The 25,229-nt window shown below is 67.2% G+C and carries 24 protein-coding genes and 1 tRNA gene; 12 read left to right on the top strand and 13 right to left on the bottom strand.

Annotation, left to right across the window (positions count from 1 at the left end; all coding sequences use genetic code 11):
• Positions 1 to 34 precede the first annotated feature (34 nt).
• From ACSQ3M_RS03900 to ACSQ3M_RS03875, 6 genes are all read right to left on the bottom strand, one after another.
• Complete coding sequence (locus ACSQ3M_RS03900) at positions 35 to 916, bottom strand: hydroxymethylglutaryl-CoA lyase (protein WP_436149286.1); 882 nt, start codon at positions 914 to 916, stop codon at positions 35 to 37.
• Entirely contained in the window at positions 913 to 1,617 is a 705-nt protein-coding gene (locus tag ACSQ3M_RS03895) for an ABC transporter ATP-binding protein (protein ID WP_436149285.1), read from the bottom strand. The genes ACSQ3M_RS03900 and ACSQ3M_RS03895 overlap by 4 nt, the downstream gene beginning before the upstream one ends.
• A 2-nt stretch (positions 1,618 to 1,619) precedes the next feature.
• Positions 1,620 to 3,413 (bottom strand): branched-chain amino acid ABC transporter ATP-binding protein/permease, encoded by a 1,794-nt coding sequence (locus ACSQ3M_RS03890; protein ID WP_436148748.1) that lies wholly within the window; start codon positions 3,411 to 3,413, stop codon positions 1,620 to 1,622.
• Positions 3,413 to 4,330, bottom strand: a complete 918-nt coding sequence (locus tag ACSQ3M_RS03885) for a branched-chain amino acid ABC transporter permease (RefSeq protein ID WP_436148747.1) — start codon at positions 4,328 to 4,330, stop codon at positions 3,413 to 3,415. The genes ACSQ3M_RS03890 and ACSQ3M_RS03885 overlap by 1 nt, the downstream gene beginning before the upstream one ends.
• Before the next feature lie 172 nt (positions 4,331 to 4,502).
• Complete coding sequence (locus ACSQ3M_RS03880; RefSeq protein ID WP_436148746.1) at positions 4,503 to 5,705, bottom strand: ABC transporter substrate-binding protein; 1,203 nt, start codon at positions 5,703 to 5,705, stop codon at positions 4,503 to 4,505.
• 64 nt (positions 5,706 to 5,769) lie between these two features.
• On the bottom strand, positions 5,770 to 7,089 hold the full coding sequence (locus ACSQ3M_RS03875) for a hydroxymethylglutaryl-CoA reductase, degradative (RefSeq protein ID WP_436148745.1): 1,320 nt from the start codon (positions 7,087 to 7,089) through the stop codon (positions 5,770 to 5,772).
• Positions 7,090 to 7,249: 160 nt separating this feature from the next.
• Between ACSQ3M_RS03875 and ACSQ3M_RS03870 the strand changes: the two genes are divergently transcribed.
• Positions 7,250 to 8,659: a PLP-dependent aminotransferase family protein gene (locus tag ACSQ3M_RS03870; RefSeq protein ID WP_436148744.1), complete on the top strand. Its 1,410-nt coding sequence runs from the start codon at positions 7,250 to 7,252 to the stop codon at positions 8,657 to 8,659.
• A gap of 35 nt (positions 8,660 to 8,694) precedes the next feature.
• On the opposite strand, the gene ACSQ3M_RS03865 is transcribed toward ACSQ3M_RS03870, so the two are convergent.
• On the bottom strand, positions 8,695 to 10,143 hold the full coding sequence (locus tag ACSQ3M_RS03865; protein WP_436148743.1) for an aromatic amino acid lyase: 1,449 nt from the start codon (positions 10,141 to 10,143) through the stop codon (positions 8,695 to 8,697).
• A gap of 181 nt (positions 10,144 to 10,324) precedes the next feature.
• Between ACSQ3M_RS03865 and ACSQ3M_RS03860 the strand changes: the two genes are divergently transcribed.
• The 5 genes from ACSQ3M_RS03860 (at position 10,325) to ACSQ3M_RS03840 (ending at position 14,774) form a co-directional block, all read left to right on the top strand.
• Positions 10,325 to 11,194: a fumarate hydratase gene (locus ACSQ3M_RS03860; protein WP_436148742.1), complete on the top strand. Its 870-nt coding sequence runs from the start codon at positions 10,325 to 10,327 to the stop codon at positions 11,192 to 11,194.
• Positions 11,191 to 11,823 (top strand): fumarate hydratase C-terminal domain-containing protein, encoded by a 633-nt coding sequence (locus ACSQ3M_RS03855; RefSeq protein ID WP_436148741.1) that lies wholly within the window; start codon positions 11,191 to 11,193, stop codon positions 11,821 to 11,823. The genes ACSQ3M_RS03860 and ACSQ3M_RS03855 overlap by 4 nt, the downstream gene beginning before the upstream one ends.
• Positions 11,823 to 12,806, top strand: coding sequence for an NAD(P)H-quinone oxidoreductase (locus ACSQ3M_RS03850; protein ID WP_436148740.1), 984 nt, complete (start codon positions 11,823 to 11,825; stop codon positions 12,804 to 12,806). Before ACSQ3M_RS03855 ends, ACSQ3M_RS03850 begins: the two co-directional genes overlap by 1 nt.
• 91 nt (positions 12,807 to 12,897) lie before the next feature.
• Entirely contained in the window at positions 12,898 to 13,701 is an 804-nt protein-coding gene (locus ACSQ3M_RS03845; RefSeq protein WP_436148739.1) for a DNA-binding transcriptional regulator, read from the top strand.
• An 86-nt stretch (positions 13,702 to 13,787) separates the two neighbouring features.
• The gene (locus ACSQ3M_RS03840) at positions 13,788 to 14,774 is read left to right on the top strand and encodes a Bug family tripartite tricarboxylate transporter substrate binding protein (RefSeq protein ID WP_436148738.1); all 987 of its coding nucleotides are present in this window, start codon (positions 13,788 to 13,790) and stop codon (positions 14,772 to 14,774) included.
• A gap of 122 nt (positions 14,775 to 14,896) precedes the next feature.
• On the opposite strand, the gene ACSQ3M_RS03835 is transcribed toward ACSQ3M_RS03840, so the two are convergent.
• The 5 genes from ACSQ3M_RS03835 to ACSQ3M_RS03815 form a co-directional block, all read right to left on the bottom strand.
• On the bottom strand, positions 14,897 to 15,121 hold the full coding sequence (locus ACSQ3M_RS03835) for a hypothetical protein (RefSeq protein WP_436148737.1): 225 nt from the start codon (positions 15,119 to 15,121) through the stop codon (positions 14,897 to 14,899).
• A 38-nt stretch (positions 15,122 to 15,159) separates the two neighbouring features.
• Positions 15,160 to 15,360 (bottom strand): RNA polymerase sigma factor region1.1 domain-containing protein, encoded by a 201-nt coding sequence (locus ACSQ3M_RS03830; RefSeq protein ID WP_436148736.1) that lies wholly within the window; start codon positions 15,358 to 15,360, stop codon positions 15,160 to 15,162.
• A gap of 102 nt (positions 15,361 to 15,462) precedes the next feature.
• The gene (locus ACSQ3M_RS03825; protein ID WP_436148735.1) at positions 15,463 to 16,392 is read right to left on the bottom strand and encodes a DUF6282 family protein; all 930 of its coding nucleotides are present in this window, start codon (positions 16,390 to 16,392) and stop codon (positions 15,463 to 15,465) included.
• 11 nt (positions 16,393 to 16,403) lie between these two features.
• Positions 16,404 to 17,321, bottom strand: a complete 918-nt coding sequence (locus ACSQ3M_RS03820) for a hypothetical protein (protein ID WP_436148734.1) — start codon at positions 17,319 to 17,321, stop codon at positions 16,404 to 16,406.
• A 13-nt stretch (positions 17,322 to 17,334) separates the two neighbouring features.
• Positions 17,335 to 18,135: an HpcH/HpaI aldolase family protein gene (locus tag ACSQ3M_RS03815; protein WP_436148733.1), complete on the bottom strand. Its 801-nt coding sequence runs from the start codon at positions 18,133 to 18,135 to the stop codon at positions 17,335 to 17,337.
• Between the two features lie 196 nt (positions 18,136 to 18,331).
• On the opposite strand from ACSQ3M_RS03815, the gene ACSQ3M_RS03810 reads away from it, so the two are divergent.
• Complete coding sequence (locus ACSQ3M_RS03810; protein WP_436149284.1) at positions 18,332 to 19,339, top strand: amino acid ABC transporter substrate-binding protein; 1,008 nt, start codon at positions 18,332 to 18,334, stop codon at positions 19,337 to 19,339.
• Positions 19,339 to 20,397 (top strand): Ldh family oxidoreductase, encoded by a 1,059-nt coding sequence (locus ACSQ3M_RS03805; protein WP_436148732.1) that lies wholly within the window; start codon positions 19,339 to 19,341, stop codon positions 20,395 to 20,397. The genes ACSQ3M_RS03810 and ACSQ3M_RS03805 overlap by 1 nt, the downstream gene beginning before the upstream one ends.
• 117 nt (positions 20,398 to 20,514) lie before the next feature.
• On the opposite strand, the gene ACSQ3M_RS03800 is transcribed toward ACSQ3M_RS03805, so the two are convergent.
• Positions 20,515 to 20,604 (bottom strand) — tRNA-Ser (locus tag ACSQ3M_RS03800).
• 395 nt (positions 20,605 to 20,999) lie between these two features.
• Between ACSQ3M_RS03800 and ACSQ3M_RS03795 the strand changes: the two genes are divergently transcribed.
• The 4 genes from ACSQ3M_RS03795 (at position 21,000) to ACSQ3M_RS03780 (ending at position 25,207) form a co-directional block, all read left to right on the top strand.
• Positions 21,000 to 22,187 carry a septal ring lytic transglycosylase RlpA family protein gene (locus ACSQ3M_RS03795; RefSeq protein WP_436148731.1) on the top strand — a complete coding sequence of 396 codons (1,188 nt, stop codon included), beginning with the start codon at positions 21,000 to 21,002 and terminating at the stop codon, positions 22,185 to 22,187.
• 70 nt (positions 22,188 to 22,257) lie between these two features.
• Positions 22,258 to 23,451: a D-alanyl-D-alanine carboxypeptidase family protein gene (locus ACSQ3M_RS03790; protein ID WP_436148730.1), complete on the top strand. Its 1,194-nt coding sequence runs from the start codon at positions 22,258 to 22,260 to the stop codon at positions 23,449 to 23,451.
• A gap of 2 nt (positions 23,452 to 23,453) precedes the next feature.
• Positions 23,454 to 24,140 carry a dTMP kinase gene (gene tmk, locus ACSQ3M_RS03785; protein WP_436148729.1) on the top strand — a complete coding sequence of 229 codons (687 nt, stop codon included), beginning with the start codon at positions 23,454 to 23,456 and terminating at the stop codon, positions 24,138 to 24,140.
• Complete coding sequence (locus ACSQ3M_RS03780; RefSeq protein WP_436148728.1) at positions 24,137 to 25,207, top strand: DNA polymerase III subunit delta'; 1,071 nt, start codon at positions 24,137 to 24,139, stop codon at positions 25,205 to 25,207. The genes tmk and ACSQ3M_RS03780 overlap by 4 nt, the downstream gene beginning before the upstream one ends.
• The last annotated feature ends 22 nt before the right edge of the window (positions 25,208 to 25,229 follow it).

Raw genomic sequence — 25,229 nt, 5'->3', positions numbered from 1 at the left:
CCGCCAAGGCAGCGCCCATGCTGGGCGGCGCTCGTTATGTCGATGCGCCGTCAGCCGGCCGAAAGCGCTGGGCGACCCCTTCGGCGATCACGCTCAGGCGTGCAAGATCGACCCCCGTCACGATCCCCTTGGCTGCAAAATGCGCGACGAGCAGCTCGGTCGCAAGATTGCCGGCGGCACCGGGGGCATAAGGGCAGCCGCCGAGACCGCCGACCGAACCGTCGAAGACGCGCAGGCCTAGCTGCCAAGCCGCGTCGACATTGGCGATGGCCCGGCCGGAGGTATCGTGGAAATGCCCGGCCAGCATGGTGGCCGGCGCCCGCCGTAGCGCCGCCTCGACCATGGCGGCCGTCCGCTCCGGCGTGCCACGGCCGAGCGTGTCGGAAAGCGCGATCTCGTCGCAGCCGAGTTCGAGCAGTTCGGCGGAAACTGCCGCCACCGCCCCGGGAGCGATCTCGCCCTCATAGGGACAGTCGAGCACACAGGAGACATAGCCCCTGACCGTCACGCCAGCACGTTCCGCCAGCGCCATCACTGGCCGGAAGCGCGCAATGCTCTCGGCGATCGAGCAATTGGTGTTCTTCTGGCAGAAGCTCTCGGATGCGGCGGTGAACACGGCCAGCGCCTGCGCGCCGGCGGCGAGCGCTGCTTCCGCGCCCTTCTCATTGGGGACGAGTGCCGAGAAGACCACGCCCGGTCGGCGGGGAACGCCACGCATTACCGCCTCGTGGTCGGCCATTTGCGGCACCCAGCGCGGTGAGACGAAGGCGGTGGCCTCGATCCGCGCCAGGCCGGCATCGGCAAGTTCGGCGATCAAAGCGAGCTTGTCCGGCGTCGCAACCTCGGCCTTCTCGTTCTGCAACCCATCGCGCGGGCCGACCTCGACGATGACGATGCGGTCTGCGGACATGGTCAGGCGCCGAGATAGGCCGAGCGGACGCGCTCGTCGCGCAGCAGCTCGGCGCCAGTGCCTTCAAGCGTGATCGTGCCGGTCTCGATGACATAGGCGCGGTCGGCAACGGCGAGCGCCTGATTGGCCATCTGCTCGACCAAAAGGATCGTCATCCCGTCCTCGCGCAGCCGGCGGATCACGGAAAAGACCTCGCGCACGATCAATGGCGCCAGCCCGAGCGAGGGCTCGTCGAGCAGCAGGAGCTTCGGTCGCGCCATCAGGGCGCGGGCAATCGCCAGCATCTGCTGCTCGCCGCCCGACAGCGTGCCGGCGAGCTGGTCCTGCCGCTCGGCGAGCCGCGGGAAGATGCCGAAATAGCGCTCGATATCGCTGGCGATGCCATCCTCGTCTCTGCGCGCATAAGCGCCGAGCACGAGATTGTCGCGCACGCTCTGGTCGCCGAAGACCATGCGTCCCTCCGGTGAGTGGCCGATGCCGAGTCGCACGCACTCGTGGCCCCTGATGCCGGTGGTATCGCGACCCTCGAAGCGGATCGAGCCGCCGGCGACTTTCACCAGGCCGCCAATCGCCCGCATCAGCGTCGACTTGCCGGCGCCGTTGCCGCCGATCAGCGTGACGACCTCGCCTTGCCCGACCTGCAGCGAGATGCCCTTCAGCGCCTCGACTGCGCCATAGCGGACCTTGAGACCTTCGATCGCGAGCATGGTCATGCGGCGTCTCCGGTCGCGGCGGCGTCGTCCTCGGCGCCGAGATAGGCGGTGATGACCTTGGGGTCCCGTCGGATCGCCTCCGGCCGCCCTTCCGCGATCAGCGCGCCATAGTCGAGCACCAACACATGCTGCGAGATGCCCATGACCAGATCCATGTGGTGCTCGATCAGCAGCACGGTGACGCCGGCCTGCTGGATGCGGCGGATGACCTCGCCGAGCTCATGCGTTTCCTGCGGATTGAGGCCGGCGGCCGGCTCGTCGAGCAGGAGCAGTTTCGGCTGCGAGGCGAGGGCACGTGCGATCTCAAGCCGTCGCTGCAGGCCGTAAGGCAGGCTCTTTGCCGGCTCATAAGACCGCTCACCGAGGCCTAGATCGGCGAGCAGCGCCAGCGCATCAGCCCGCGCCGTGGCCTCCGCACGCCGGCTCGACGGCAGGCCGAGCAGCGAGGCGGCAAAGCCGGTTTCGACATGCCGGTGCGCGCCGAGCAGGACATTGTCGAGCGCCGAGAGCTCGCCGAACAGCTTCAGGTTCTGGAAGGTCCGCGCAATCCCGAGCGCTGCGACGCGATGCGCCGGGAGGCCGACCGTCTCGCGCCCCTCGAAGCGGATCGAGCCGCCATCGGGCGCGACATGGCCGGAGAGCAGGTTGAGCAGCGTCGTCTTGCCGGCGCCATTCGGGCCGATCAGCGCATGGACCTTGCCGGCGGTGATCGCGAAGGAGACGTTGCGGACCGGCACGATGCCGCCATAGGCCTTGTAGAGATCCTTCACGATCAGGATTTCGCCGCCAGCTGGCGCGGCCGAAGCTGCTGATAAGGCGCTGTGGCCGGCGACGCCCGGCAGGGCAGGGGCGGCCTGTCGCAAGCGCGCCGCAAGACCAGACACTGCGCCGGCGATGCCGTTCGGCATCAGGTAGAGCGAGAACAGCAACAGCGCGCCGTAAGTAAAGTGCTGCAGGGCAGGCCAGCGCGCCAGCCAGGCGTCGAGCAGGGTCAGGATCACCGCGCCGAAGAACGGTCCGTAGAGCGAGCCCGAGCCGCCGAAGATCACCACCACCAAGAGGAAGATCGAGAGGTTGAAAGTGATGAAGTCGGAATTGAAATACTGGTTCTGCTGCGCCACCACGGCGCCGGCGAGCGCGCAGGTCACAGCCGAGATGACGAAAGCCAGCGTCTTGGCCCGCACCACCGAAATACCGACCGACTGCGCCGCCGGCTCCGCCATCTGCACCGCCAGGAAGGCACGGCCATAGCGGCCGGCAAGCAGCGAGCGCAGCATCAGATGGGTCGCGATACAGAGTGCCCCGACGAACCAGACCCAGTGCAGGTTGGTGAAGCTCGTGCCGGCGAGCGAGGGCGGGTTGATGCCGTAGAAGCCGGCCTGTCCCTTGAAGACGTCGGTCCATTCCGTGGCGATCTTCTCGACGACGATGCCGAAGCCAATCGTCACCATGGCGAGGCTCGGCCCCGAGACGCGCACTGACGGCATCGCGATGACCAGGCCGAAGACTGCGCCGAAGCCGCAGGCCAGCACCAGCGAGAGCCAGGGGCTCAGCCCCCATTCGATATTGGCGATCGCCGCCGTATAGGCGCCGACCGCGAAGAGCCCGGCATGGCCGAGCGACTTCTGGCCGGCATAGCCGACGAGCACGTTGAGTCCGGCGGCGGCGAGATAGTTGACCCCGATCGTGAACAGGATCTGCAGGTAGAAATCGTTGAAGCCGAGATAGGGCACAAGCGCGAACGCTGCGACCAGCACCGCCACCCCAATGGCGTGGGCGAGCGCGGGCATCAGATCTTCTCCACGCTGCGCGCGCCCATCAGCCCGCTCGGCCGGACCACCAGCACGATGATGATCAGCAGGAAGATGGTGATCTCGCGCATTTCGGCGCGCCAGAGCCCGACCAGCGCCTCGACCACCCCAAGCAGGAAGCCGCCGAGCATGCAGCCGCGCGGGCTGGTCAAGCCGCCGACAATCGCGGCCGAGAACGCCTTCAATGCGACGCCGAGCCCGATGAAGACCGAGGCCGTGGTGATCGGCGCGATCAGGATGCCTGCGAGCCCTGCCAATGCAGACGAGATCACGAAGGCAGCGATCACGATCGACTCGACATTGATACCGACGATCGCCGCCGCTTGCGGGTTGAAGGCAACGGCCCGCAGCGCCTTGCCGAAGCGTGTCTTGCGCAGGACGATGTCGAGCCCGACCATGACCGCGACCGCGACGACCGCGATCAGCACCTCCTGCGGCCGGATGCCGGCGCCGGCGATGCGCCAGACATCGCTGCCGAGCGGCGAGGGCACCGCGATCGAGGCCGGGCCCCAGATCGCCAGTGCGGTGTTCTGCATGATGATGCCGAAGCCGATCGTGCTCAGCACCCAGTTCAGTCCACCAGCACCAACGAACGGCTTGATCGCGCAATAGTAGAGCGCGATGCCGATAGCGCCGACCACGACGACGCTGGCGACCGTCGCCAGCGCATAGGCCGTCATCGTCATCTCGGCTTGGGTGAGGTTCCCGAAATGCGGCTTGCCCGCCGCCAGCAGCAAGAGCGAGACGCCGACCAGACTGCCCGGCACGAGGAAGGCGCCCTGGCCGAAATTGAAGGTCTTGGTCGTGGCGTAGGTGATGTTGAAGCCGAGCGCGATCAATCCGTAGATCGCGCCCAGCGCCAGACCGCTGGCCAGAGCCTGAAGGAATGCCGTCATCGTCTCTCCGCGGGCCTGCTGTATCGACGCCGAACCCCGTGATCTGACATCGCGTCGTCATCCCGGGTGAGTGCAGCTCGACCCGGGATCCATGCCGGAACAGTTCAGGCACGGATCCCGGCTCTGCGCTACGCTCCGGCCGGGATGACCAGTCTGCTTCTTTCGCTGGTCTTCAGCGCTTCAGATCGGTCGCCGTCAGCCCCTTGACCACCGGGTCGTCGAGCTTGACCACGCGCCCATCCTTCCACTGCGCGAGATGGAAGTCGGCGACGCCGAGCGCCTCGTGCTGCTCCTTGCTGAAGGGCTTCTCGTACTTCTTGATGATGCCCTGCACCGCGCCGAGGTTCTCGAGCGCCTGCTGCAGCTTCGGGCCGTCCGTGCCATCGGCCTGCTTGATCGCGGCGGCGATCAGCATCACCGCGTCATAGCCCTGCGCCGCCGAGACGAAGGCCGGCATGTTCGGGTGCTTGGCGACGAGGCGCTTGTGAAGTGCCGCGGCGCGGTCGCTGGCGTCCTCGGTGGTCGACGCCGCGAAGATCGTCTTCTCGGCGAGCTTGGGCCCGGCGATGTTGACCAGCGGCGTGTTGATCGAGCCCCAGGTCGAGAGCAGGCCGGGATAGTAGTCCATCTTCTCCATGCTCTTCAGCACCTGCGCGGTCGCATCCGCCAGCGAGCCGGTGATGATCATGTCGGCGCCGGCCGCCTTCAGCTTGGCGAGCTGCGAGGTCATGTCGGTGTCCTTCGGCCCGAACTTCTCGATGCCGACCGGCTTGATGCCGTGCAGGGTCAGGATCTCCAGCAGGTCCTTGGTCGCGGCCTGGCCGTAACCCGTGGTGTCGGCGATGATCGCGACGTTCTTGGTCTTCGAGGCCTTGACCGCGTAGGCGGCGAGCAAAGCAAGCTGCTCGCGATCGACCATGGAGACACGGAAGATGTAGTTCTGCGGCTCCTTGGCGTAGCGGGCGGTGATGTCGGTCGCGGTCGCGACATGCGAGATCACCGGCACCTTCTTCTGCTGCGGGATATGCAGCCAGGCGAGCGCGTTGCCGGAATTGGTCGGGCCGACCACGGCGGCGACCTTCTCGTTGTCGATCAGCTCGTTCATGTTCTGGATCGACTTCGGCGGCGCACCGGCATCGTCGCGGACCACGCCGACGAGCTTGCGGCCGAGGACGCCGCCCTGCGCGTTGAGATCCTCGATCGCCGCCTGAAAGCCGTAGAGGCCGGAGAGGCCGAGTTCGGCTGCGCCGGAAGCGGACTGGTCGGCATTGTAGCCGATCTTGATCTCGTTCTGCGCGAGAGCCGGTAGCGATAGCGCCATGCCGGTCGAGACCAGCAGGGCACTGAGCGTGCGGCGGGTGATGCGATTGTCCATGAACGTTCCTCCGGTTGTCGTCCGCTTGATGCGGTTCTGTGGTGGTGTTGAAAAGGGGGCAGGGTCAGACTTTGCGTCGCTCGGCGATGAGTTCGCGCGCCCGGTCGACGCGGACATCGTGGGTGCGGGCGAGCTCGGCGGCAATCGCCTCGACCTCGGCGCCCTCGGCCCCGGCGACGATGGCGATGTTGCGGGCATGCAGCGCCATATGGCCGCGCTGGATGCCCTCGGTCGCCAGCGCCCGCAGCGCCGCCATGTTCTGGGCGAGCCCGACCGCGACGGTGACCTCGGCCAGCTCTTGCGCCGTCTGGACCCCGAGCAGGCGCAGCGACCATTGCGCCAGCGGATGCGTCTTGGTGGCGCCGCCGACCAGGCCGAGCGCCATGGGCAGCTCGATCGAGCCGACGAGATTGCCGTCGCGATCCTCTTCCCAGGTCGTCAGCGACGTGTAGCGGCCGCTGCGGGCGGCATAGGCATGGGCACCGGCCTCGATGGCGCGCCAGTCATTGCCGGTCGCGACCACGACCGGGTCGATGCCGTTCATGATGCCTTTGTTGTGGGTGGTGGCGCGGTAGGGGTCGATCGCGGCGAAGGTGTAGGCGTCGAGCATGCCGTCGATCATGCGCCGGCCCGAGAACTCCTTGGTCGCCAGCGCCGCCTCGGGGATGGTGACGCTGGCGCGCGCCAGCCGGAGATCGGCGAGGTTCGAGAGGATGCGCAAGCGCACCGTGCCACCGGTGATGCGTTCGACGATTGGCGCGACCGTCTCGGCCATAGTGTTGACCGTGTTGGCGCCCATCGCATCGCGCACGTCGACGAGGAGATGCATCACCACGATCGGCCCGCGCGGAGTCTGCGGGAAGACATGGACCTCGATGCCCTGGCAGCCGCCGCCGAGCGAGACCAGCACCTTGTCCCTGGCGTTGGCCGCGGCGACGATCTCAGCCTGTGCCGCCAGCAGCTTATGGCGCGCCCCTTCCGGATCACCGACACCGAGGAGCTGGACCTGCGCCCGCATGATCGGCCGGTCGCTCGAGGTGCGGAAACCGCCGGAGCCGCGCGCGATCCGCGCCATATAGGAAGCGGCGGCAACGACGGAGGGCTCCTCCACCGCCATCGGGATCAGGTAGTCCTTGCCGTTGACGGTGAAATTGGTGGCGATGCCGAGCGGCAATTCGAAGGTGCCGACGACGTTCTCGATCATGCCGTTGGCGAGGGCGAGTGGCAGCGCGCCCGGCTGCGCCAGCAAGGCGCGGTCGGCATCGGAGAGCCCGGCCGCCGCGACGACCTGGGACAGCCGCTCGGCGCAGCTCAGATTGCGATAGTTCTCGATGCGCGAGTTCACCCCACGCCCGGCGGCGCTCTGCGCCTCGGCCGTCGTCATGTCGTTTCCTCCCCAGCCGGGGTTTTCATGCGCCGTGCGATAGGCGGCGGCGCTTCTTCGGTTGACAAGCTCGGACAATCGCCGGAGAGCGGCAAGGCACAATTTCCGCAATGTCCCATTCTGTGTACCAGCCAAATGACTGGTACAGATGCGAGGCTTGATGGACGAGCAGGTCGACAGCAACCGGACCGGCGCGATCGTCGCCCGGATCGGCCGGATGATCGACGAGGGGCTGCTCCAGCCGGGGCGGCGCATGGCCTCGCTGCGGTTGGCGGCCGGCGAATACGGTGTCTCCAAGAACACCATGGTCGAGGTCTATGACCGGCTCGTCGCCGGCGGCCGCCTCGAGGCCCGCCGCGGCGCCGGCTTCTATGTCCGTGCCCCGGGACAGCGGCCGAGCGAGGCGCCGCCGCCGCATATGAGCGAGGCGATCGACATCGTCTCGCTGCTGCGCGAGCAGCTCTGCCAGGTCCATCCCGTGCGCGTCGGCGACGGTCGCCCGCCGCGCTCCTGGATGGAGGATTCAGAGCTCGGGCGACATCTGCGTGTGCGCTCTGGCAAGGGCGACCTGCCGATCGAGCACGGCTATGGCGATCCGGTCGGCTATGCGCCCTTGCGCACCCAGATCGAGCTGATGCTGGCCGAGCGCTCGATCCAGGTCTCGCCGGCGCAGATTCTGCTGACCTTCGGCGCCAACCATGCCCTCGACCTGATCATCCGCCAACTGCTACAGCCCGGCGACACCGTCCTGGTCGACAGCCCGGGCTACTATCCGCTCTTCGGCAAGCTGAAGCTCGCCCGCATCGAGATCGCCGGCGTCAGGCGCCTGCCGGACGGGCCGGATCTCGACGATCTCGCGGCCCAGATCGCGCGCCACCGGCCGAAGGCGTTCTTCACCCAGTCGCTGGCCCATAATCCGACCGGCGGCTCGATCGCCCTGCCGATCGCCCATCGCCTGCTGCAGCTCGCCGCCCAGCACGATCTCACCATCGTCGAGGACGATCCTTTCGCCGACGTGATGCCCGCGAGCGCGCCGCGGCTCGCCGCACTCGACCAGCTGGAACGCGTGATCTATCTCGGCACCTTCTCCAAGACGCTCTCGGCCAGCCTGCGGATCGGCTATGTCGCGGCGAGCCCAGCGCTCGCCCGTTCGCTCGGCGACATGAAGATGCTGACCGTGGTCAATTCGTCCGGCTATCTGGAGCGGCTGGTCAGCGACCTGATCGCCAGCGGTCAGTATCGCCACCACCTCAAGCGCCTGAAGGAACGCATCGGCAAGGCGACGCGCACTGCCTTCGGCGGTCTGGAGCGCCTCGGCCTGCCGGTCTTCACACGCCAGGGCGGCGGCTACTATCTCTGGGTCGGATTGCCGCCCGGCCTGGACGACCTCGCGCTCGCGCGCCGCGCTTCCGAGCAAGGCATCTTCATCGCGCCCGGCACGGTTTTCCTGCCGGAGCGGCACCAGCCAGAAGGCGACGAAAGAGCCGCCGGCATGCGGGTCAACGTCGCCTATGCCGACGACCCAGCCTTCCTGACCTTCCTTCAGGCGGAACTGGCGAACGCGACCTAGCATACCGGTTCGGAGGCACGGCCGCTCGCGACCGGTCAGTCGAGCTCGATCATGCTCCGGAGCTCGCCCCAGTCCTCGATACGCCGCAGCAGCGGGTCGAGATGGGGAACGCGATCGCCCGCAGCGGCGAACGGAATCACGTCCCGAACCAGCGTATGGAGCTTGCTTGTGACCGCTCCAAGCGGAGTGGCCCTCCTGATATCGATGGCCTGAGCCGCGACAAGCAGCTCGATCGTCGCGATCGAGCGGCACAGGCTTGCAACCTCCGCTGTCTTTCGCGCTGCCAGTCCCGCCATGCCGGCGCGGTCGAGATTGCCGTTGGAGTGGCTCGAGCTGGCGAGTTCATGGACGACCGGTGCGGTGGCCAACCTCGCCTCCGAGGTGATCGCCTTGTGGAACTGGGCGAGGCCGTTGAAGCCCGGCAGGCCGACGCCGTCCTCCTCGATCAGGCCGACGGTCAATCCGGACCAGAACGAATCGACCAGCTTGGCGACCCGCTCGGCCGATCCCGTGACCACAGGCGCGAAGGCGAGGCGCGCGATATCGAGCGCCATCGACAGCGAAACGGTGTCGAAATTGGCGACAGAGACCAGCGAGCGGTCCTCCAGCGAGACGATCGGATTGTTCTGGCTGGAGCGGAACTCGGTCTCGACCTGGCGATAAGCAAAACCGAGGCTGTCGGCGGCCGTGCCATGCAGCAATGGCAGCGAGCGGAAGCTCAAGGGGTCCTGAAGGTGCCGCGGTCCGCCCTTGGCGAAGAGATAGCTGCCGTCGAGATAGCGCCTGATCCGGCTTCCATGTCGCTTCAGCCCGGCAAAGGGACGCGAGCGCAGAGCGGCCTCCGAGACGATCGACGGGTTTGCTGCGAAGCCCTCCATGCTCAGCGCGGCGATCAGGCTCCAGAGGTCAAGGCTGCGCTGCAGATCCGCCATGACGAGCGCCGCTGTCCCGAGCGCGAGCGCGCTGGAATTGAGCAGCGCCAGCGCCTCGCCGGCCTGCAGCTCGAGATCGCCATAGAGCGCAAGCGCGAGGTCGGTGATCGGGGCCATGTCGCTCTGGCCCATAGAACCCCAGATATGGACGTCGATCTGCCGGTCGGCATTGATGGCCTCCGCGAGCCGCTCGGCCAGCAGCGGCCGCACGCCGAGGCGCCCGCTCGCCATCGAGTTGAGCAGGACGATCATCATCGCCCTGACGGCTTCGCGCGCGGCGAGGGGACCGTGCGCGACATTGTGGGTGAGCAGGAGGCGGCGATTGAACTCGCCGATGCGCTCCGGGGCGAGCGGCACGCCGGTCTTGGCGCCGACGCTGGTGGTGACACCGTAGACCTTGTCGCCGCGCGCGACAGCTTCGTCGACGATCGTGCGGGCCGCTGCCATCCGGTCGACGGCCTCCGGCGTGACGGTGACGGGCGCCTTCTGCCTGGAGACGCGGACGATCTCGTCGATCGTCAGGTCGAAACCGGTGATGCCCACATGGCTCATGGCAGATCCATCCTGTCGCTGTGCAGCCGGCGCGCCGGCAGGCCCGGCCGATCCTGTCAGTAAGGCGAAGCCGGGGCAGGGGGCGGAGCGTCGCATCAATTTCATCATGCGAAACACTGCGTGGGCGCCCGGCCGGGTTCTGTCATTCGACTAGTTTGACGCCGTCAAACGGACGGTGCGCATGGCAATCACCTATGATCTGGTCAAGGAAGTCACCGCCAATCTCTATGATTGGTCGCTGCGCCGTATCCCCGAATCCTCGAAAGCCGAATTCCGCAAGGCGCTCGCCACGGAAACCGAGCCGCAGGCCCGCCAGACGCTCGCCTTCATGCTCGACAGCGCCGAGCGGGCCGAGACCACCGGCAAGTTCCTGTGCTCCGATGCCGGCGTGCCGAGCTACTCGATCAAGATCGGTTCCGGCGCACGGATGGAGGGCGACATCCGCCAGGCCATCGTCGACGGCTTCGCCGAGCTCACCCGGACGATCCAGCCGCCGCTCCTGCGCTTCGTCACCAACCCGCTGACCAATGAGCGCAGCTTTCACGGCAAGGACATGCCGCTGGTCTCCTGGGACCTCGTCGGGGAGGGCGACTATCTCGACATCACCTGCGCCCCCAAGGCGCTGGGCGGCGGGCGCTGGGCCGCGGTCGAGATACTGGTCAGCCCGAGCCTCGACGAGATCGAGCGCTGCATCCTCGAGATCGTGCTGCGGGCCGGCGGTCAGCATTGCCCGCCGGTGGTGATCGGCGTCGGCATCGGCGGCACCTTCGACCATGCAGCCAAGCTCTCCAAGGACGCGACCTTGCGCCCCTTCGGCGAGCGCAATCCCGAGCCGATGGTCGCCGATATGGAGGAGCGCCTGACCCGCGCGGTCAACCAGATGGGCTTCGGGCCGATGGGCGTCGGCGGCTCGACCACGACCTTCGGTGTCCATGTCGAATATGCTTCCGGCCACGGTTTCACCCCGGTCGCGGTCTCGTTCAACTGCTGGATCAACCGGCGTACGCGGGCGCGGATCTACAATTCTGGCGTGGTGGAGCGGATCGAATGACGAGCTCCTCGTTGCCATGCCTGACCCTGCCGCTGACACCCGCAGCGGCGCGCTCGCTCAAGGTCGGTGACGTCGTGCTGCTCGACGGCGACGCGGTCGCGACCGTCGGCATGCCGACGCAGAAGCGCATGGTCTCGGAACTGGAGGCCGGCCGCGAACTGCCCCTATCCCTGCGCGACGGCGCCTTCTTCCACATGGGTGTGAGCTATGAGGATAGCGAAGGCCGGCCCGGCGCGGTCCATTACATCAACCCGACGACCTCGAGCCGCTTCAACCACCTGATGCCGACGCTGATCCGGGGCCTTGGCCTGACCGCGACCGGCGGCAAGGGCGGGCTCTCGCAGGAGAGCGTCGACGCGATGGCCGAGGTCGGCTGCGTCTATTTCTCCTTCGTCGGCGGCGCCTCCGCTTTGCTGAGCGAGGGTGTCGAGGCGGTGACGGATTGCGCCTGGCGCGACCTGATCATGCAGTTCCGCCTGAACCGGCTCCGACTCGGCGGTTTCGGGCCGGTAATCGTCGCAATCGATGCCCATGGCAACTCGATCTACGAGCGCCTGATGACTTCGGCTCGCGAACGCATGCCAGAAATCATGCGCTCGCTCCGTCCCACCGACAACGAGACCATCTGATGCAAGCGATCGAGATCACCAGGCCGGGCGGCCCCGAGGTGCTGGCCTTCTGCGAGCGGCCATTGCCAGCGCTCGGCGCCAGCGACGTGCTGATCCGTGTGCGGGCGGCAGGCGTGAATCGGCCCGATATCCAGCAGCGGCGCGGCCTCTATCCGCCGCCGCCCGGCGCGACCGATCTGCCCGGCCTCGACGTCTCCGGCGTGGTCGAGGCTGTTGGTGCCGACGTCGCCTGGCCGAAGGTCGGCGATGCGGTCTGCGCGCTCGCCAATGGCGGCGGCTATGCCGAATTCTGTGCGGTGCCGGCCCTGCAATGCATGCCCTTGCCGGACGGCTTCTCCTTCACGCAGGCCGCGGCGTTGCCGGAAGTGTTCTTCACCGCCTGGAATAACGTCATCTGGCTCGGCCGTCTGGCGGAGGGCGAGACCCTGCTGGTCCAGGGCGGCACCAGCGGCGTCGGCATGGCCGCGACCCAGATCGCCAAACACTTGCGCGCAGCCCGCGTGATCGCGACTGCCGGAACTGCCGAGAAGCGCGCGGTCTGCCTGGAGATCGGCTCCGATCTTGCCGTCGACTATCGCACCGACTGGGTAGCGGAGATCGAATCTGCGATCGGCAAGGAAAAGGTCGATGTCGTCCTCGACGCACAGGCCGGTCCCTATACCGAAAAGCAGCTGCAATTGCTCGCGCCGGACGGCCGCGTCGTGCTGATCGCCAGCCATCTCGGCCAGATGGCCGAAGTCAATGTCCGCAACATCGTCCGCCGGCGGCTCACCTTGACCGGCTCGACACTGAGGCCGCGCGATGCCGCCTATAAGGGACGGATCGCCGCCAAGCTGGTGGCGCAGATCTGGCCACTTCTGGCGAGCGGGGCGATCCGCAGCCATGTCTGCGCCAGCTTCGACTGGCGCGACGTCCGGGATGCGCACGCCCTGATGGATGCGGGCGACCAGGTCGGCAAGGTCGTCCTGACCGTGCCCGAATAGGGCTCGCGGGAGCCGACGCGAATAAAGAGCGCCACCCCAACGGATTCCGGGCTAGAAAGGCGGTTCGTGCTCGCTTAGCCGGATCCGCAAAGTGTTCTCCTTCGCGCCTGTCCAGTCTGTCCTCAAGGCGCTCCGGCTGCTGACCGAGGTCAATCGCTGCAGCGTCGCGACCGTCGGCGAATTGCACCGCCGCACCGGCATTCCGAAGCCGACGATCGTGCGCCTGCTCGAGACCCTGATCGGAGCCGGCTATGTGACGCGCGACGAGCGCATGCGCGGCTATCTCGTGACGTCACAGGTGGCGCATCTGAGCTCCGGCTTCCACGGCGCGCCGATGGTGATCGAGGCGGCCCGGCCCTGGGCGACGGCGCTGACGCGCCAGATCAAATGGCCCTGCGCCGTCTGCCTGCTCGATTACGACGCCGTGGTCGTGCGCTTCTCGACGATCCCTGACAGCCCGATCTCGCCTTTTCATGCGACGCTCGGCTATCGGCTGAATCTCGGTGGCCGGGCGCTGGGGCGCGCCTATCTCGCCTTCTGTCCCGACGAGGAGCGCGACGTGCTGCGCGCCGCGATGCGTAGCTCGGCCGAGCCCGAGAACAGCAGCCTCTCGGACGAGGATGTCGAGCGGATGATCGCGCAGGCGCGCTGGCGCGGCTACACCGAGCGCGATCCTGCCGCCGAACCGCGCAATTCTGCGACGATCGCGGTGCCGATCAAGCTCGGCGAACGGGTGCTCGCGACCTTCGGCGTCACCTTCTTCCGCGCCGCGGTCGCCAACCCCGAAGACAAGGCGCGGATCATCCATCCGCTGAAAAAGGCCGCTGCGAATATCGAGGCGCAGCTCGAAGCCCTCTCGCAATCCATGGGCGTTGCGTTTCAAGGCGAGAAATAGCCGCGCTTTCCCACGGGGCTACGCGCAGCCCGTGCCTAGTGTCCGGACAACAGCGTCAAAGCAATCTTGTCCGGAGGAAACCTCAGATGATGCGGCCGATCTCACGCCGTCGTTTCATGGCGTCTATGGCAGGCGCCAGTGTGCTGGCCGTCCAGGGGCGGGCCTTCGCCGATACCTGGCCGAGCCGGCCGGTCACCATCGTCGTGCCGTTCCCGGCGGGAGCCTCGACCGACGTGGTCGCCCGCCTGCTAGCGGAGAAGCTGCGCAGCGAGCTTGGCCAAGGCTTCGTCGTCGAGAACAAGATCGGCGCCGGCGGCAATATCGCGGCGACCGGCGTCGTCCGGGCGGCGCCGGACGGCTATACGCTGTTCCTCTCGACCTCAGGGCCGCTTGCGACCAACAAGCTGCTCTACAAGAGCCTGTCCTTCGACCCGCTCGCCGATTTTGCGCCGATCGCGCTGGTAGGCGATGTCCAGGGCATCGTCGCGGTCCATCCCTCGCTGCCGGTTTCGTCCTTCGCCGAGCTCGTCGCCTACGGCAAGGCCAATCCGGGCAAGCTGACCTTCGGCAGTCCCGGCTTCGGGCTGATGGGGCATGTCACGGGCGAGTTGATCCAGCGCAAGGCCGGCTTCCAGATGGCACATGTGCCTTATCGCGGCTCGGCGCCGCTCTCGAACGACCTGCTGGCGGGCACGGTCAACGTCGCTATCGACTTCCTGCCGAGCTACATCCCGCACGTCAAAAGCGGCGGCATCCGTGCCCTTGCCGTCACCAGCGATCAGCGCGCGCCGCAAGTGCCGGAGGTACCTACCCTGGCCGAGGCCGGGCTGCCGGGGGTGAACGCGACGAGCTGGTTCGCGCTGGTCGGTCCGAAGGGGCTGCCCGACGCGATCACGGCGCGTGCCGCCGCCGTCGTTCGCGCCTATGTCGAGAGCGCCGAAGCGCGCGAGAAGCTCGCCACGATCGGCGTGCGCGCGCTCAGCGGCGATGCCGCGGCCGTGCGGGCCGCTCAGACGCAGGAAGTGGCGAAATGGGCCGATGTCGTGCGGGCTGCGGCGATCTCGCTGGATTGAATAGAAAAGTTGCCAAGCAAGCGCCTGGCCGAAGGTTCGTCCGGGCCAGGCTTTTCCTCTCCATTGGCTAGGGGTTCAAGTTGCCCGACGTGGCGAATGTCGCCATTGGGTCGGAAGCGGACCTACCGGGCAGGGCCCTCTTTTGCTGGTATCAGGTTGGGAAATTGGCGCTCTAGAGGGTGCATCACCTCGGCGAACACAACGCCCATCACATCTCCAACCGCCCTCCTGAACTGGCGGCGCAGAGCCTCGTCCTCGATCATATCTACGGTTTGCCCCAAGTTTACGAGCAGTGGATCGAGGGCAAGCGCGCCATCGTAGATCTTCCTTGCGGTCTCTTCATCCACGGGCGCAGCGCTCCTGAGCGTGGGCAGCCGACTTCTGTCTAGGCCTCATTCTCGACCATATGGATACCCCGGTCGCTGAGCCAGCCCGAGACTATCTCGATCTGAGCCGATGTGTATTCCTCGCTTGGTATAACGGCGTTGAATTCGCTGTATGTCATCTGGCCTCGGCGCTCTGCTCCCGTGACAGCCGTATGAAACTCGGGTCCAAGACCGTCGCACCATGCATGGCTTACAGGCATCTACAATCCTCCCGGCGGGTCGCCAAGCATACGACGTTGCTGGCAAAAAGGTCCGCAACGGGTCGTGAGGCGACTGTCCGCGTAGATTTCTGGCCTCTCCTATTAGGCCGCTTCCAACCCGAGCAGCTCCGCCGCATGCCCGCCGGTCAGCCGCTTGATCTCGGCCTCCGTGAACTGCAGGTCGAGCAGGTGGCCGACGACCTCGCGATAGCCCTCGATCGGGCGCGGCGAGCCGGTGAGACCGAGGTCCGAGCACAGCACGGTATTCTCGACGCCTGCGACCTCGATCACGCGCCGGAGCTCCGGCGGCTCGAACTTCTTCGATTTGCCCTCGACGAACATGCAGATCGAATGCTCCATCACCGCGCCGAGCGAGACGAGGTCGCGGATTTCCGCATCGCTGCAATTGTTGACCATGTAGGTCGGGTGGTTGACGAGGAGCTTCACGACGCCGCGCGCCTTCGCCTCCTCGAACACGGCGAAGAGCTCGGGTGTCGAGAGATGCCCGCCGGCCAGGATGATGTCGCCGGCCGCGATCAGGTCGAGGATGAGCTTGACGTCGTCGGTGAGCTTGCCGTCGGCTCCGAACGGCGTCAGCGGGATCGGATCGAGCATCTTCTGCGCGGTCTTCGGGAAGGTCTTCACCGCCCCGGAGGCGAGCACGTCGATATGGTTCTTGGCCGAGAGCGTCGGCATCCAGACGATCCTGCCGCCTAGCTTGATGGCGTGATCGACCGCATGCGGATTGAAGCCGCCGGATGCGTTGTTGAGTGCGATGCCGGAGAACAGCCTGACGCCGGTATCTGGCACGAGCTTCTCGAGCAGCATCGCGTGGGCGGTGCCGAGATAGAAATGGTCCTTGTAGACGACGGCGCGGAACTTCGCCGCGGCGGCGTCCAGCATCGCCTCGTGATGGTCGAGGATGCGCGGCATCGCGGCCGGGCCGCTATGGCAATGCAGGTCGACGGCGCCGACCAGAAGATCGGCGATCTGCCGGCTGCGCGCGTCGGCGTTCTGGGCGGTGGAGGTCATGTCGGAAGCCCTCAGGCGGTTTCGCCGGGCATCGGATAATCCGCGGCGTTGATGACCCAGCCGGGCTTCTGCGAGAAGTCGAGGCGAGGCGGCGAGAAGATGTCGATCATCTGGTTCAGCCCGGGCAGGACCGAGCGCGAGGTGTGGATCGAGGGCGGCGGGATCACGGTCAGCGACGGCGCGGCCATCAATTCGTGCTCGTCCTCGCGCCAGATTCGCATGTCGGGCGTCCACGGCCAGCGGATGTCGTGGATGTAGCCGCCGTCGATCACCAGCGAGCCCTGCTCGAAATCATCATGGTGATGCGGCGAGAGCGCGGTGACGTCGCGCAGCCCATGTCGCGGATCGAGGATGTTCACCATCAGCGTGGTGCAGCGGAAGATGCGGCCGAAACGGCCTTCGCCGGCACCGGCATCGAGGCTGTAGGCGCGGATTTTGAAGCCGCCTGATGGTTCCGGCCAAGGCGCCAGCAGCGCGACATTGGCATGGGGCTGCGCATAGGACGCGGCATTGGAGCAGGCAGCTGCGAGATCGGCGGCGACGCTGGAGAAGATCCGGATGACGCGGCCAGCGCCCTTGAGGGCGATGCGCGAGGCGCCCGGTGGCACAAAGACGATCGAGCCGCCCGCGACCTCGACCGTTTCGGCTCCGGCCGTGACGGTTGCTCCCAGCTCCTTCTCCGGCATGATCAGACAGTATTCGTCCGGCTGCGTCGCGCGCGCTAGCACGGCACCGGGTTTCACGTCGGAATAGGCGGTGATGAAATTCTGGCCGCGCGCCAGCCAGGTGCGTTCGGTCTCGTTCGCCTGCTGCGGCTCCTGCGCGTAGAAACGGGCATAGTCGGCGCCGGCATAGGCCTTGACCGGCGCGGCTTTCGCCGCTGCGGGCGACGACAGCTTCGAGCGCGGATCGCTGGAGGGATAGCTCACGGGTCCGTTTCTCCTATCGGGCGCCTGGGTTCTCGACCCGGCTTCTGGCGGTCTGCATCTGCGCCAGCGCCTCGCTCGCGGCCTTGCGCAGGAAGCCCTGGTCCGAGGACAGGATGAAGGCGCTGGCGCCGCGCTCGGCAAAGGCGGCGGATTCCTCGCCATTGTCGGTCATCACACAGACCGGCTTGCCGGCCTGCTTCGCCGCACGGAGGATCGCATCGACCGCATCGCGGACCGCGGGTGCATCGCGGGTGGGGGCGCCGAAGGCGACGGTGAGGTCACCGCGGCCGATGAAGACGGCATCCAGCCCCTCGACAGCGAGGATGGCGTCAATCTGATCGAGCGCCGATGGATCCTCGATCATGGCGATCGTCGCCACCGCCGCATCGGCCGCATCGACGAGGTCCCACATCTTGCTGCCGCCATAGCGGCCGGCACGGGTGACGCCAGAGAAGCCGCGCTTGCCGCCGCGATAGCGGCAGGCGGCGACGAGCGCCTCCGCATCCGCCACGGTCGCGACATGCGGGGCGAGGATGCCGACCGCGCCGCAATCGAGCGAGGCCTGGATCGCATCGCTCGTCAGCGTCGGGACGCGGACGACGCCGGCGATACGGGCCGCCCGTGCCGCCAGCAGCACGAGATCGGTCGTGCCACGGTCGAACGGAGCGTGCTCCTGATCGACGACGATGAAGTCGAAGCCGCTATTGCCGAGGATCTCGGTGGCGTGCGGGCTCGGCGTCTTGACGAAGCTCCCCGCCAGGAAGTCGCCACTGACGAGGCGATGGCGGAAGCTGGTGAGGGCGGGGGGCTGCATGAATACGCCATACCGATTTCGATGATCGGATGATGGCACTGCCGCTTCCGGATATGCCCGGAAGTCGTCGCGTTTCACATCTCGAAATCAGTGGAAGCGCGCCTGCCCCTGCGGCAGAAAGCCATCAGGATCATCATCATGGGGTTTGACGAGGAAACGTCGGATACGAACCTCCCAAGAAAGGGCCATCCGAATGATGACACGCCTGTTGATGACCGCCGGCCTCGCGGCCGCCTGCGCCATGCCCGCCTCCGCCGGTACCCTGGAAACCGTCAGGAACCGTGGCGAGATGATCTGCGGCGTCAGCCCGGGCGTCGCCGGCTTCTCGGTGCCCGATGAGGCCGGGCGCTGGGGCGGCTTCGACGTCGACATCTGCCGGGCCGTGGCCGCCGCCGTCTTCGCCGATGCCAACAAGGTCCGCTATACCCCGCTCAGCCCGAAGGACCGCTTCGTCAGCCTGCAGAGCGGCGAGATCGACCTTCTCTCCCGCCAGGCGACCTGGACGCTGTCGCGCGATACTCAGATGGGTCTGCGCTATGTCGGCGTCGGTTATTATGACGGCCAGGGTTTCATGGTCCGCAAGGCGCTCAACATCAAATCGGCGAAGGAGCTCAACGGCGCCTCCGTCTGCGTGCCGACGGGCACGACCACCGAGCTCAACATCGCCGACTATTTCCGTGGCAACGGCATGAAGTACGAAGGCGTCGCCTTCGAGGCCGGCGACCAGACCGCCAAGGCCTTCGAATCCGGCCGCTGCGACGTCTTCAGCAACGACGTTTCGGCGCTCTCGGCCTATCGGCTGAAGCTGGTCAACCCGACGGAATATGTGATCCTGCCTGAGCTGATCTCGAAGGAGCCGCTCGGCCCGGTCGTGCGCCAGGGCGATGAGACCTGGACCAGCATCGTGCGCTGGTCGCTCTATGCCATGCTCGTCGCCGAGGAGCTCGGCGTCACCGCGAGCAATGCCGACGAGATGAAGCGCACCGGCTCTCCGGAAGTGCAGCGCCTGCTCGGCGGTTCGGGGAATCTCGGCGAATCGATGGGGCTGAAGCCGGATTGGGCTCTGCAGATCGTCAAGCAGGTCGGCAACTACGGCGAGGTCTTCGAGCGCAATGTCGGCTCGGGCTCGAAGCTCGGCATCGCGCGCGGCCTCAACAAGCTCTGGACCGAAGGCGGCCTGCAATACGCGCCGCCGGTGCGCTGATGACGACGTCCGGCCGCTATCCCGCCGAGGCGCTGCGAGCCTTCGCGGCCGCCTTGCTCGAGGCGGCCGGAGCGCCGCCCGACAATGCCGCACTCGTGGCCGAGGCCCTCGTCGATGCCGATATCGAGGGCCTGGCCTCGCATGGCCTGCTGCAATTGCCGATGTATCTGGAGCGGATCGAGCGGAAATCCGTCGATCCGGCAGCCAGCGGCGAGATCGTCCTCGACACGGGTGCGCGCCTGACGATGGATGCCCGGAACGGGCTCGGCCATGTCATTGCCGAGCGGGCCTGCGACATCGCGATCGCCCGCGGCGCCGAGCACGGCGTCGCGATCGTGGCCGTCCGCAACGCTTTCCATTTCGGCGCGGCGGGGCGCTTTGCCCGCAAGATCGCGCTCGCCGGCCAGATCGGCATCGTCATGGCCAATACGCGCCCGATTCTGCCGGCGCCCGGCGGCGCCGAGTCGGTCGTCGGCAACAACCCGCTGGCGATCGCCGTCCCGACCGGCGCCGAGCCCATCGTCCTCGACCTCGCCATGAGCGCCGGTGCGATGGGCAAGGTCAGGCTGGCGGCGAGCAAGGGCGAGCCCATTCCCGAAGGCTGGGCCCAGACGGCCGAAGGGCTGCCGACCCGCGACGCGGCCGAGGCGATCAAGGGCGTGCTCCTGCCGGCGGCGGGAGCAAAGGGCTTCGGCCTTGCCGTGATGATCGATCTTCTCGCCGGCGGCCTCTCGGGCGGCGGCATCGGCAGCGAGGTGCAGCCGCTCTACGGCGATCTCTCCAGGCCTTATGGCAGCGCCAACCTGTTCATGGCGATCGAGATCGAGGGCATGCGGCCGCTCGCCGAGTTTGAGACCGCTGCAGCGACGTTCACGGACCGCATCAGGCAGTCGAGGCCGGTCCCCGGCGCGGCTCCCATCCGCCTGCCCGGCGACCGCGCGGCAGAGGCGCGAAGCCGTTTCGACGGACTGTGCCCTCTCGCAGAGCCAACATTGGCCGCGCTTCGGAGCAGCGCCGGCCGCCTCGGCATTGCGATCCCGCTCGCCCTCGCCGAATGACGCGGGCCGATCAGGGCACGATGCGAATTGAATGGAACACGCGCTTCGGTCGGCCGACCGGCCGGAAGGTCCCCCATCGGGCCGTGAGCGAAGCGAACTGGCGTGAGATAAAAGAACTGGCGGAAGGGGTGGGATTCGAACCCACGGTGGGCTTGCACCCACGGCGGTTTTCAAGACCGCTGCCTTAAACCACTCGGCCACCCTTCCGGTGGCCTGTCATTGCCGTCCCCGGTCGATTTTTGCAAGCCGCAGCTGGATCGATTGCAGCCGTCTTGATCAGAATTCGAAAAAATATCTATGATTTCAATAGTTTGAGCTTCTCGATTTCTTCAGCTGCGGCCTGTTTCGGCAAGCGAGATCAAGCGTGGCGCAGCTGTCACGCTCCCCTGAAAAATGGCGCTGGGAAGGTGGCGGATTGACAGTTGCCGCATTTCCGACACCTTTATGCCCGCCCAAAGGCCGGGCTGGGCTCCGTTAACGGTGGCGCGTACGCGCTTCCGCCGCTTAACGCTCCCTTAATAGAACTGATCGAAAACTGCGACCTTGCCACGATGGTGGCTTGGCTGTCGCTGCGTTTTCGACGCGACGAACGGGACTGCGGCATGATGCGAGGCACGAGCGCACCGGCGGTGATCACCTCTGTGGCCGATTCCGGCGACGCCCCGCGCGCTTCTTCCTCCCTCGCTACGGCGACCCGCCTCGGCTGCGTCGCGCTCGCCGGCATTTTCCTGGCGAACTGCGCCAACGACCAGGTCGCCCGCCGCGGCAAATCGAAAGAGATCGGCGCCTTCCCGTCTTCGAAATACGGCCCCGCCAGTGCACGCGTGGTGGAGGAGGGGCAGCCGGTGCCGAAAGGTGGCGGCCGCGAGCTGATCGGCCGCAGCTACACCGTCGCCGGCAAGCGCTACACGCCCTATGAGAAGCCGGTCGGCTTCACCGCAGTTGGTACCGCCTCCTGGTATGGCGAGGCTTTCCACGGCCGCCGCACTGCCAACGGCGAAGTCTATGATCGCATGAGCATCAGCGCCGCACATCCAACCATGCCGCTGCCGGCCTATGCCCGCGTCACCAACGTCACCAACAGCCGCTCGATCATCGTGCGCGTCAACGATCGCGGCCCGTTCCATGGCGGCCGCGTCATGGACGTCTCGCAGAAGACCGCCGATGCGCTCGCCTTCCGCCATCTCGGCACGGCACGCGTCAAGATCGAGTATCTCGGCCAGGCCTCGCTCGGCGGCTCGGACGACCAGATGCTGCTCGCCTCTTTGCGCACCGATGGCTCGCCGGCCTCGATCCCGGGCCAGAGCAGCCGCACCATGATCGCGAGCGCCGCGCAGCAGGTCGATCTCGGCCACTCCACCGGACCGGACCTCGACGACGAACCCGCAAGGCCGGCTCCCGCGCCTGTCCGGGCCGAGCCGGCTCCCGTCATGTCTCAACCGGTCGTGCAGGCCTACGCCCCCGAGCAGCCGCGCACGATCGCAGCGCAGAGCCCGATCATCGCCAGCACCGCATCGGCGGATGGCGTGCCGATGCGTGGTGTCCGCCTGCCGCCCTCCCGGCCTTTCGACCTCGACACCATCGCCAATGCCGGCAAGCCGGTCCCAGTGCTGCGTCCGGTTCCGGTGCTGCGTCCGTCGACCGTGAGCGCGCCGCTGCCGGTGCCGCGCACCAGCGTCGCGAGCATGTACGCGGCCCCCGAGAAGACGCAGGGTGCCCGCCTGGCCAAGGGACATCCGCTTTCCGGCGGCCTGAAGCTGCAGTCGCAGCAGCCGCTAGCCCGGAATTGATCCTGCTCCGGGCTTGACCGCCCGGCGCCGCGCATCATCTGATCTCGATATGACGCAAGGTCGATCAGGGATGGCGCGTGGCTCTTTTCCGTGGGTTCTGCGCGGAATTCTCGCTTTGCTCGCCATGCTGCTCGCATTCGCGCCGGGTTTCGCCCGCGGGCAGGCGTTTCAGTCGGCTGCTCCCTATGCGCTCTTGCTCGATTCTGCGAGCGGCGCCGTGCTCTACGAGAAGGCCGCCGACGAGCTGATGGTGCCCGCGAGCATGGCCAAGCTCGCCACCGTCTTGGTCGCCTTCCAAGAGATCGCCGCCGGCAAGATGACACTGGAGACCGAGATTTCGATCTCGGAGAACGCCTGGCGCAAGGGCGGCGGCGTCTCCGGCGGCTCGACCATGTTCGCCCTCGTCAATAGCCGGGTGAAGCTTGGCGACATCCTGCAGGGCCTGATCGTGCAGTCGGGCAACGACGCCGCGATCGCGCTGGCCGAGGCTGTGGCCGGCGACGAGGCCAGCTTCGCCAGGGTGATGACCGAGCGGGTCCACGCGCTCGGCCTGCCGAAGTCGCAGTTCCGCAACGCGACCGGCATGGCCGATCCTCAGCAGAAAGTGACGGCCCGCGAGCTCGCCTTCCTGTCCGATCACATCATCAAGACTTATCCGGAACTCTACAGGATCTTCGGCCAGCGCGACTTCACCTGGAACAAGATCAAGCAGAGCAACCGCAATCCGCTGCTCGCCATGGATATCGGCGCCGATGGGCTCAAGACCGGCAATATCGACGAGACCGGCTACGGTCTCGTCGGCTCGGCGGTACAGAAGGGCCAGCGGCTGATCGTCGTCGTCAACGGGCTGAAGAATGCGCGTGACCGCGCCAGCGAGGCCCGCAAGCTGCTCGAATGGGGCTTCCGCTCCTTCGAACAGAAGCAGGTCTTCGCCGAGGGCGAGACTGTCGGCGAGGCCAGCGTCTTCGGTGGCGAAAAGGGCCGCGTCGCTCTCAGGGCCAAGGGCCCGGTCAACCTGCTGGTGCCGCGCGGCAGCAGCGAACGCCTCGCCGCCCGCATCGTCTATCGCGGTCCCCTGCAGGCGCCGGTGGCGGAAGGGGCCGAGGTCGCGCGCCTGCTGGTCACGCGCGGCGAGATCAAGACGCTCGAGATCCCGCTCTATGCCGCCGAGACCGTGCCGGTCGGCAGCCTGCAGCGGCGTGCCCTCGACGCGCTGATGGAGGCTGCGACCGGCTGGGTCCGCAAGGCCTTCAAGCGGAGCTGAGCGTGGCCAAGACCAGGACAAGGGCGAAAGCGCGGCCCGCTGGGCATTTCATCACGCTCGAAGGCGGGGAGGGGGCCGGCAAGTCGACCCTCGCCAAGGCGCTCGCGGCGCGGCTCGAGGTGCTGGGCCTTACCGTAGAACTGACGCGCGAGCCCGGCGGCTCGCCCAAGGCCGAGCGCATCCGCGAAGCCCTGCTCGCCGGCAAGATCAAGCCCTATGGCGCCTTCGCCGAGGCGTTGATGTTCCAGGCCGCCCGCATCGACCATGTCGACAGCCGGATCAAGCCGGCTTTGGCGCGCGGCGCCTGGGTGATCTGCGACCGCTTCATCGATTCGACCCGCGTCTATCAGGGCACGCTCGGCGAGATCGACAGGGACAAGCTCGCCGCGCTGGAAGCTGTCGCCATCGCCGGGCTGATGCCGGAGCTGACCTTCATCCTCGACCTTGCGCCCGAGACCGGCCTGGCCCGCGCCGCTCGCCGCCGCAAGCCAGGCGAGGCCACGGATCGTTTCGAGAGCGAAACGATCGCTTTCCACCGCCGCCTGCGCCAGGGCTTTCTCGACATCGCCGCGGCGGAACCGCAGCGCTGCATCGTGCTCGATGCCAGCCTCACGCCGGAGGTATTGGCGGATACGGCGTGGGAGGCGCTTTCCAGCCGGCTGCCCTTGCCGCAGATTGCGCCGGCATGATCGAATCGAGCAACGACCCCGACCGCCTGCCGAACGCGCCGCATCCGCGCGAGACGCTGGCGCTTATCGGCCACCATAGCCAGGAAGAGGCCTTCCTGACGGCGCTGCGCTCCGGCCGCATGCACCATGCCTGGCTGCTCGGCGGCCCGGAAGGCATCGGCAAGGCGAGCTTCGCCTATCGCGCCGCCCGCTTCATGCTCGGCGAAGGCGATCCCGTGCGTCGCGCGGAAGCTGGCCGTGACCTCGCCATGCCGGAAACGGACAGCGCCACCCGTAAGATCGCGGCGCAGTCCCATCCGGACCTGCACCTCCTGCGCCGCATCGCCAAGCCCGACGGCAAGAGCTTCACCAGCAACATTCCGGTCGATCTGGTGCGCCGGATCATCGACCGCTTCGGCTCCAGCGCGGGCGAGGGCGGTTGGCGTGTGGCGATCGTCGATTCGGCCGAGGACCTCGACCGTCCCGGCGCCAATGCCCTGCTGAAGCTGCTCGAGGAGCCGCCGCCGCGCTGCCTCTTCCTGATCGTCGCCCATGCACCCGGCCGCGTGCTGCCGACGATCCGCTCGCGCTGCCGGCTGCTCGCCTTCGAGCCGCTGGGTGAAGGCGATGTCGCGCAGGCGGGAGCGATCGCGCTGGAGCGGATGCGCCTACCCTATGACGCCTCCGCCCTCGGGCGCGCCGCATCCTTGTCCGAGGGCTCGGTGAAGCGGGCGCTGACCTATGTCGACCCGGAGACGCTGGCGCTGGTCGAGGCGGTGAGGGCGCGGCTCGACGCATTGCCCGCGATCGACCTCACGGCGCTGCTGGCGCTCGGCGAGGATGTCGCGGGCAGGGCGGGCGAGGCCGATTTCGCCGTCATGATCGAGACCGTGCAGGGCTGGCTCGGCGCCCATCTGCATGCGCATGCCGCTGCCGGCCCGGCCCGGCTTGCGCCACTTGCGGAGGTGTGGGAGAGACTTGCACGCGCCGCGAACGAGGTCGAAACCTATAATCTCGATCGCCGCCCCCTCGTCATGTCGCTGTTTCACGATCTGTCGGAGGCGGTTTCCCGCTCGCGCGCGGCCTGAAACCAGTTGATACCGGACAGAC

Source organism: Allobosea sp. LjRoot90 (assembly GCF_964254315.1).
In the GTDB taxonomy this organism is placed as follows: Bacteria; Pseudomonadota; Alphaproteobacteria; order Rhizobiales; family Beijerinckiaceae; genus Allobosea.
The sequence above is the reverse complement of the archived record's forward strand: the minus strand, read 5'-3'. Positions and strand labels throughout refer to the sequence as shown.

Coding starts and splice junctions, on each gene's coding strand:
- ACSQ3M_RS03840 (WP_436148738.1), top strand. CDS start 13,788: ATGATGCGGCCGATCTCACGCCGTCGTTTCATGGCGTCTATGGCAGGC.
- ACSQ3M_RS03870 (WP_436148744.1), top strand. CDS start 7,250: ATGGACGAGCAGGTCGACAGCAACCGGACCGGCGCGATCGTCGCCCGG.
- ACSQ3M_RS03780 (WP_436148728.1), top strand. CDS start 24,137: ATGATCGAATCGAGCAACGACCCCGACCGCCTGCCGAACGCGCCGCAT.
- ACSQ3M_RS03805 (WP_436148732.1), top strand. CDS start 19,339: ATGACGACGTCCGGCCGCTATCCCGCCGAGGCGCTGCGAGCCTTCGCG.
- ACSQ3M_RS03850 (WP_436148740.1), top strand. CDS start 11,823: ATGCAAGCGATCGAGATCACCAGGCCGGGCGGCCCCGAGGTGCTGGCC.
- ACSQ3M_RS03880 (WP_436148746.1), bottom strand. CDS start 5,705: ATGGACAATCGCATCACCCGCCGCACGCTCAGTGCCCTGCTGGTCTCG.
- ACSQ3M_RS03885 (WP_436148747.1), bottom strand. CDS start 4,330: ATGACGGCATTCCTTCAGGCTCTGGCCAGCGGTCTGGCGCTGGGCGCG.
- ACSQ3M_RS03830 (WP_436148736.1), bottom strand. CDS start 15,360: ATGCCTGTAAGCCATGCATGGTGCGACGGTCTTGGACCCGAGTTTCAT.
- ACSQ3M_RS03865 (WP_436148743.1), bottom strand. CDS start 10,143: ATGAGCCATGTGGGCATCACCGGTTTCGACCTGACGATCGACGAGATC.
- ACSQ3M_RS03860 (WP_436148742.1), top strand. CDS start 10,325: ATGGCAATCACCTATGATCTGGTCAAGGAAGTCACCGCCAATCTCTAT.
- ACSQ3M_RS03855 (WP_436148741.1), top strand. CDS start 11,191: ATGACGAGCTCCTCGTTGCCATGCCTGACCCTGCCGCTGACACCCGCA.
- ACSQ3M_RS03795 (WP_436148731.1), top strand. CDS start 21,000: ATGATGCGAGGCACGAGCGCACCGGCGGTGATCACCTCTGTGGCCGAT.
- ACSQ3M_RS03825 (WP_436148735.1), bottom strand. CDS start 16,392: ATGACCTCCACCGCCCAGAACGCCGACGCGCGCAGCCGGCAGATCGCC.
- ACSQ3M_RS03790 (WP_436148730.1), top strand. CDS start 22,258: ATGGCGCGTGGCTCTTTTCCGTGGGTTCTGCGCGGAATTCTCGCTTTG.
- ACSQ3M_RS03895 (WP_436149285.1), bottom strand. CDS start 1,617: ATGCTCGCGATCGAAGGTCTCAAGGTCCGCTATGGCGCAGTCGAGGCG.
- ACSQ3M_RS03815 (WP_436148733.1), bottom strand. CDS start 18,135: ATGCAGCCCCCCGCCCTCACCAGCTTCCGCCATCGCCTCGTCAGTGGC.
- ACSQ3M_RS03810 (WP_436149284.1), top strand. CDS start 18,332: ATGACACGCCTGTTGATGACCGCCGGCCTCGCGGCCGCCTGCGCCATG.
- ACSQ3M_RS03875 (WP_436148745.1), bottom strand. CDS start 7,089: ATGACGACGGCCGAGGCGCAGAGCGCCGCCGGGCGTGGGGTGAACTCG.
- ACSQ3M_RS03890 (WP_436148748.1), bottom strand. CDS start 3,413: ATGCCCGCGCTCGCCCACGCCATTGGGGTGGCGGTGCTGGTCGCAGCG.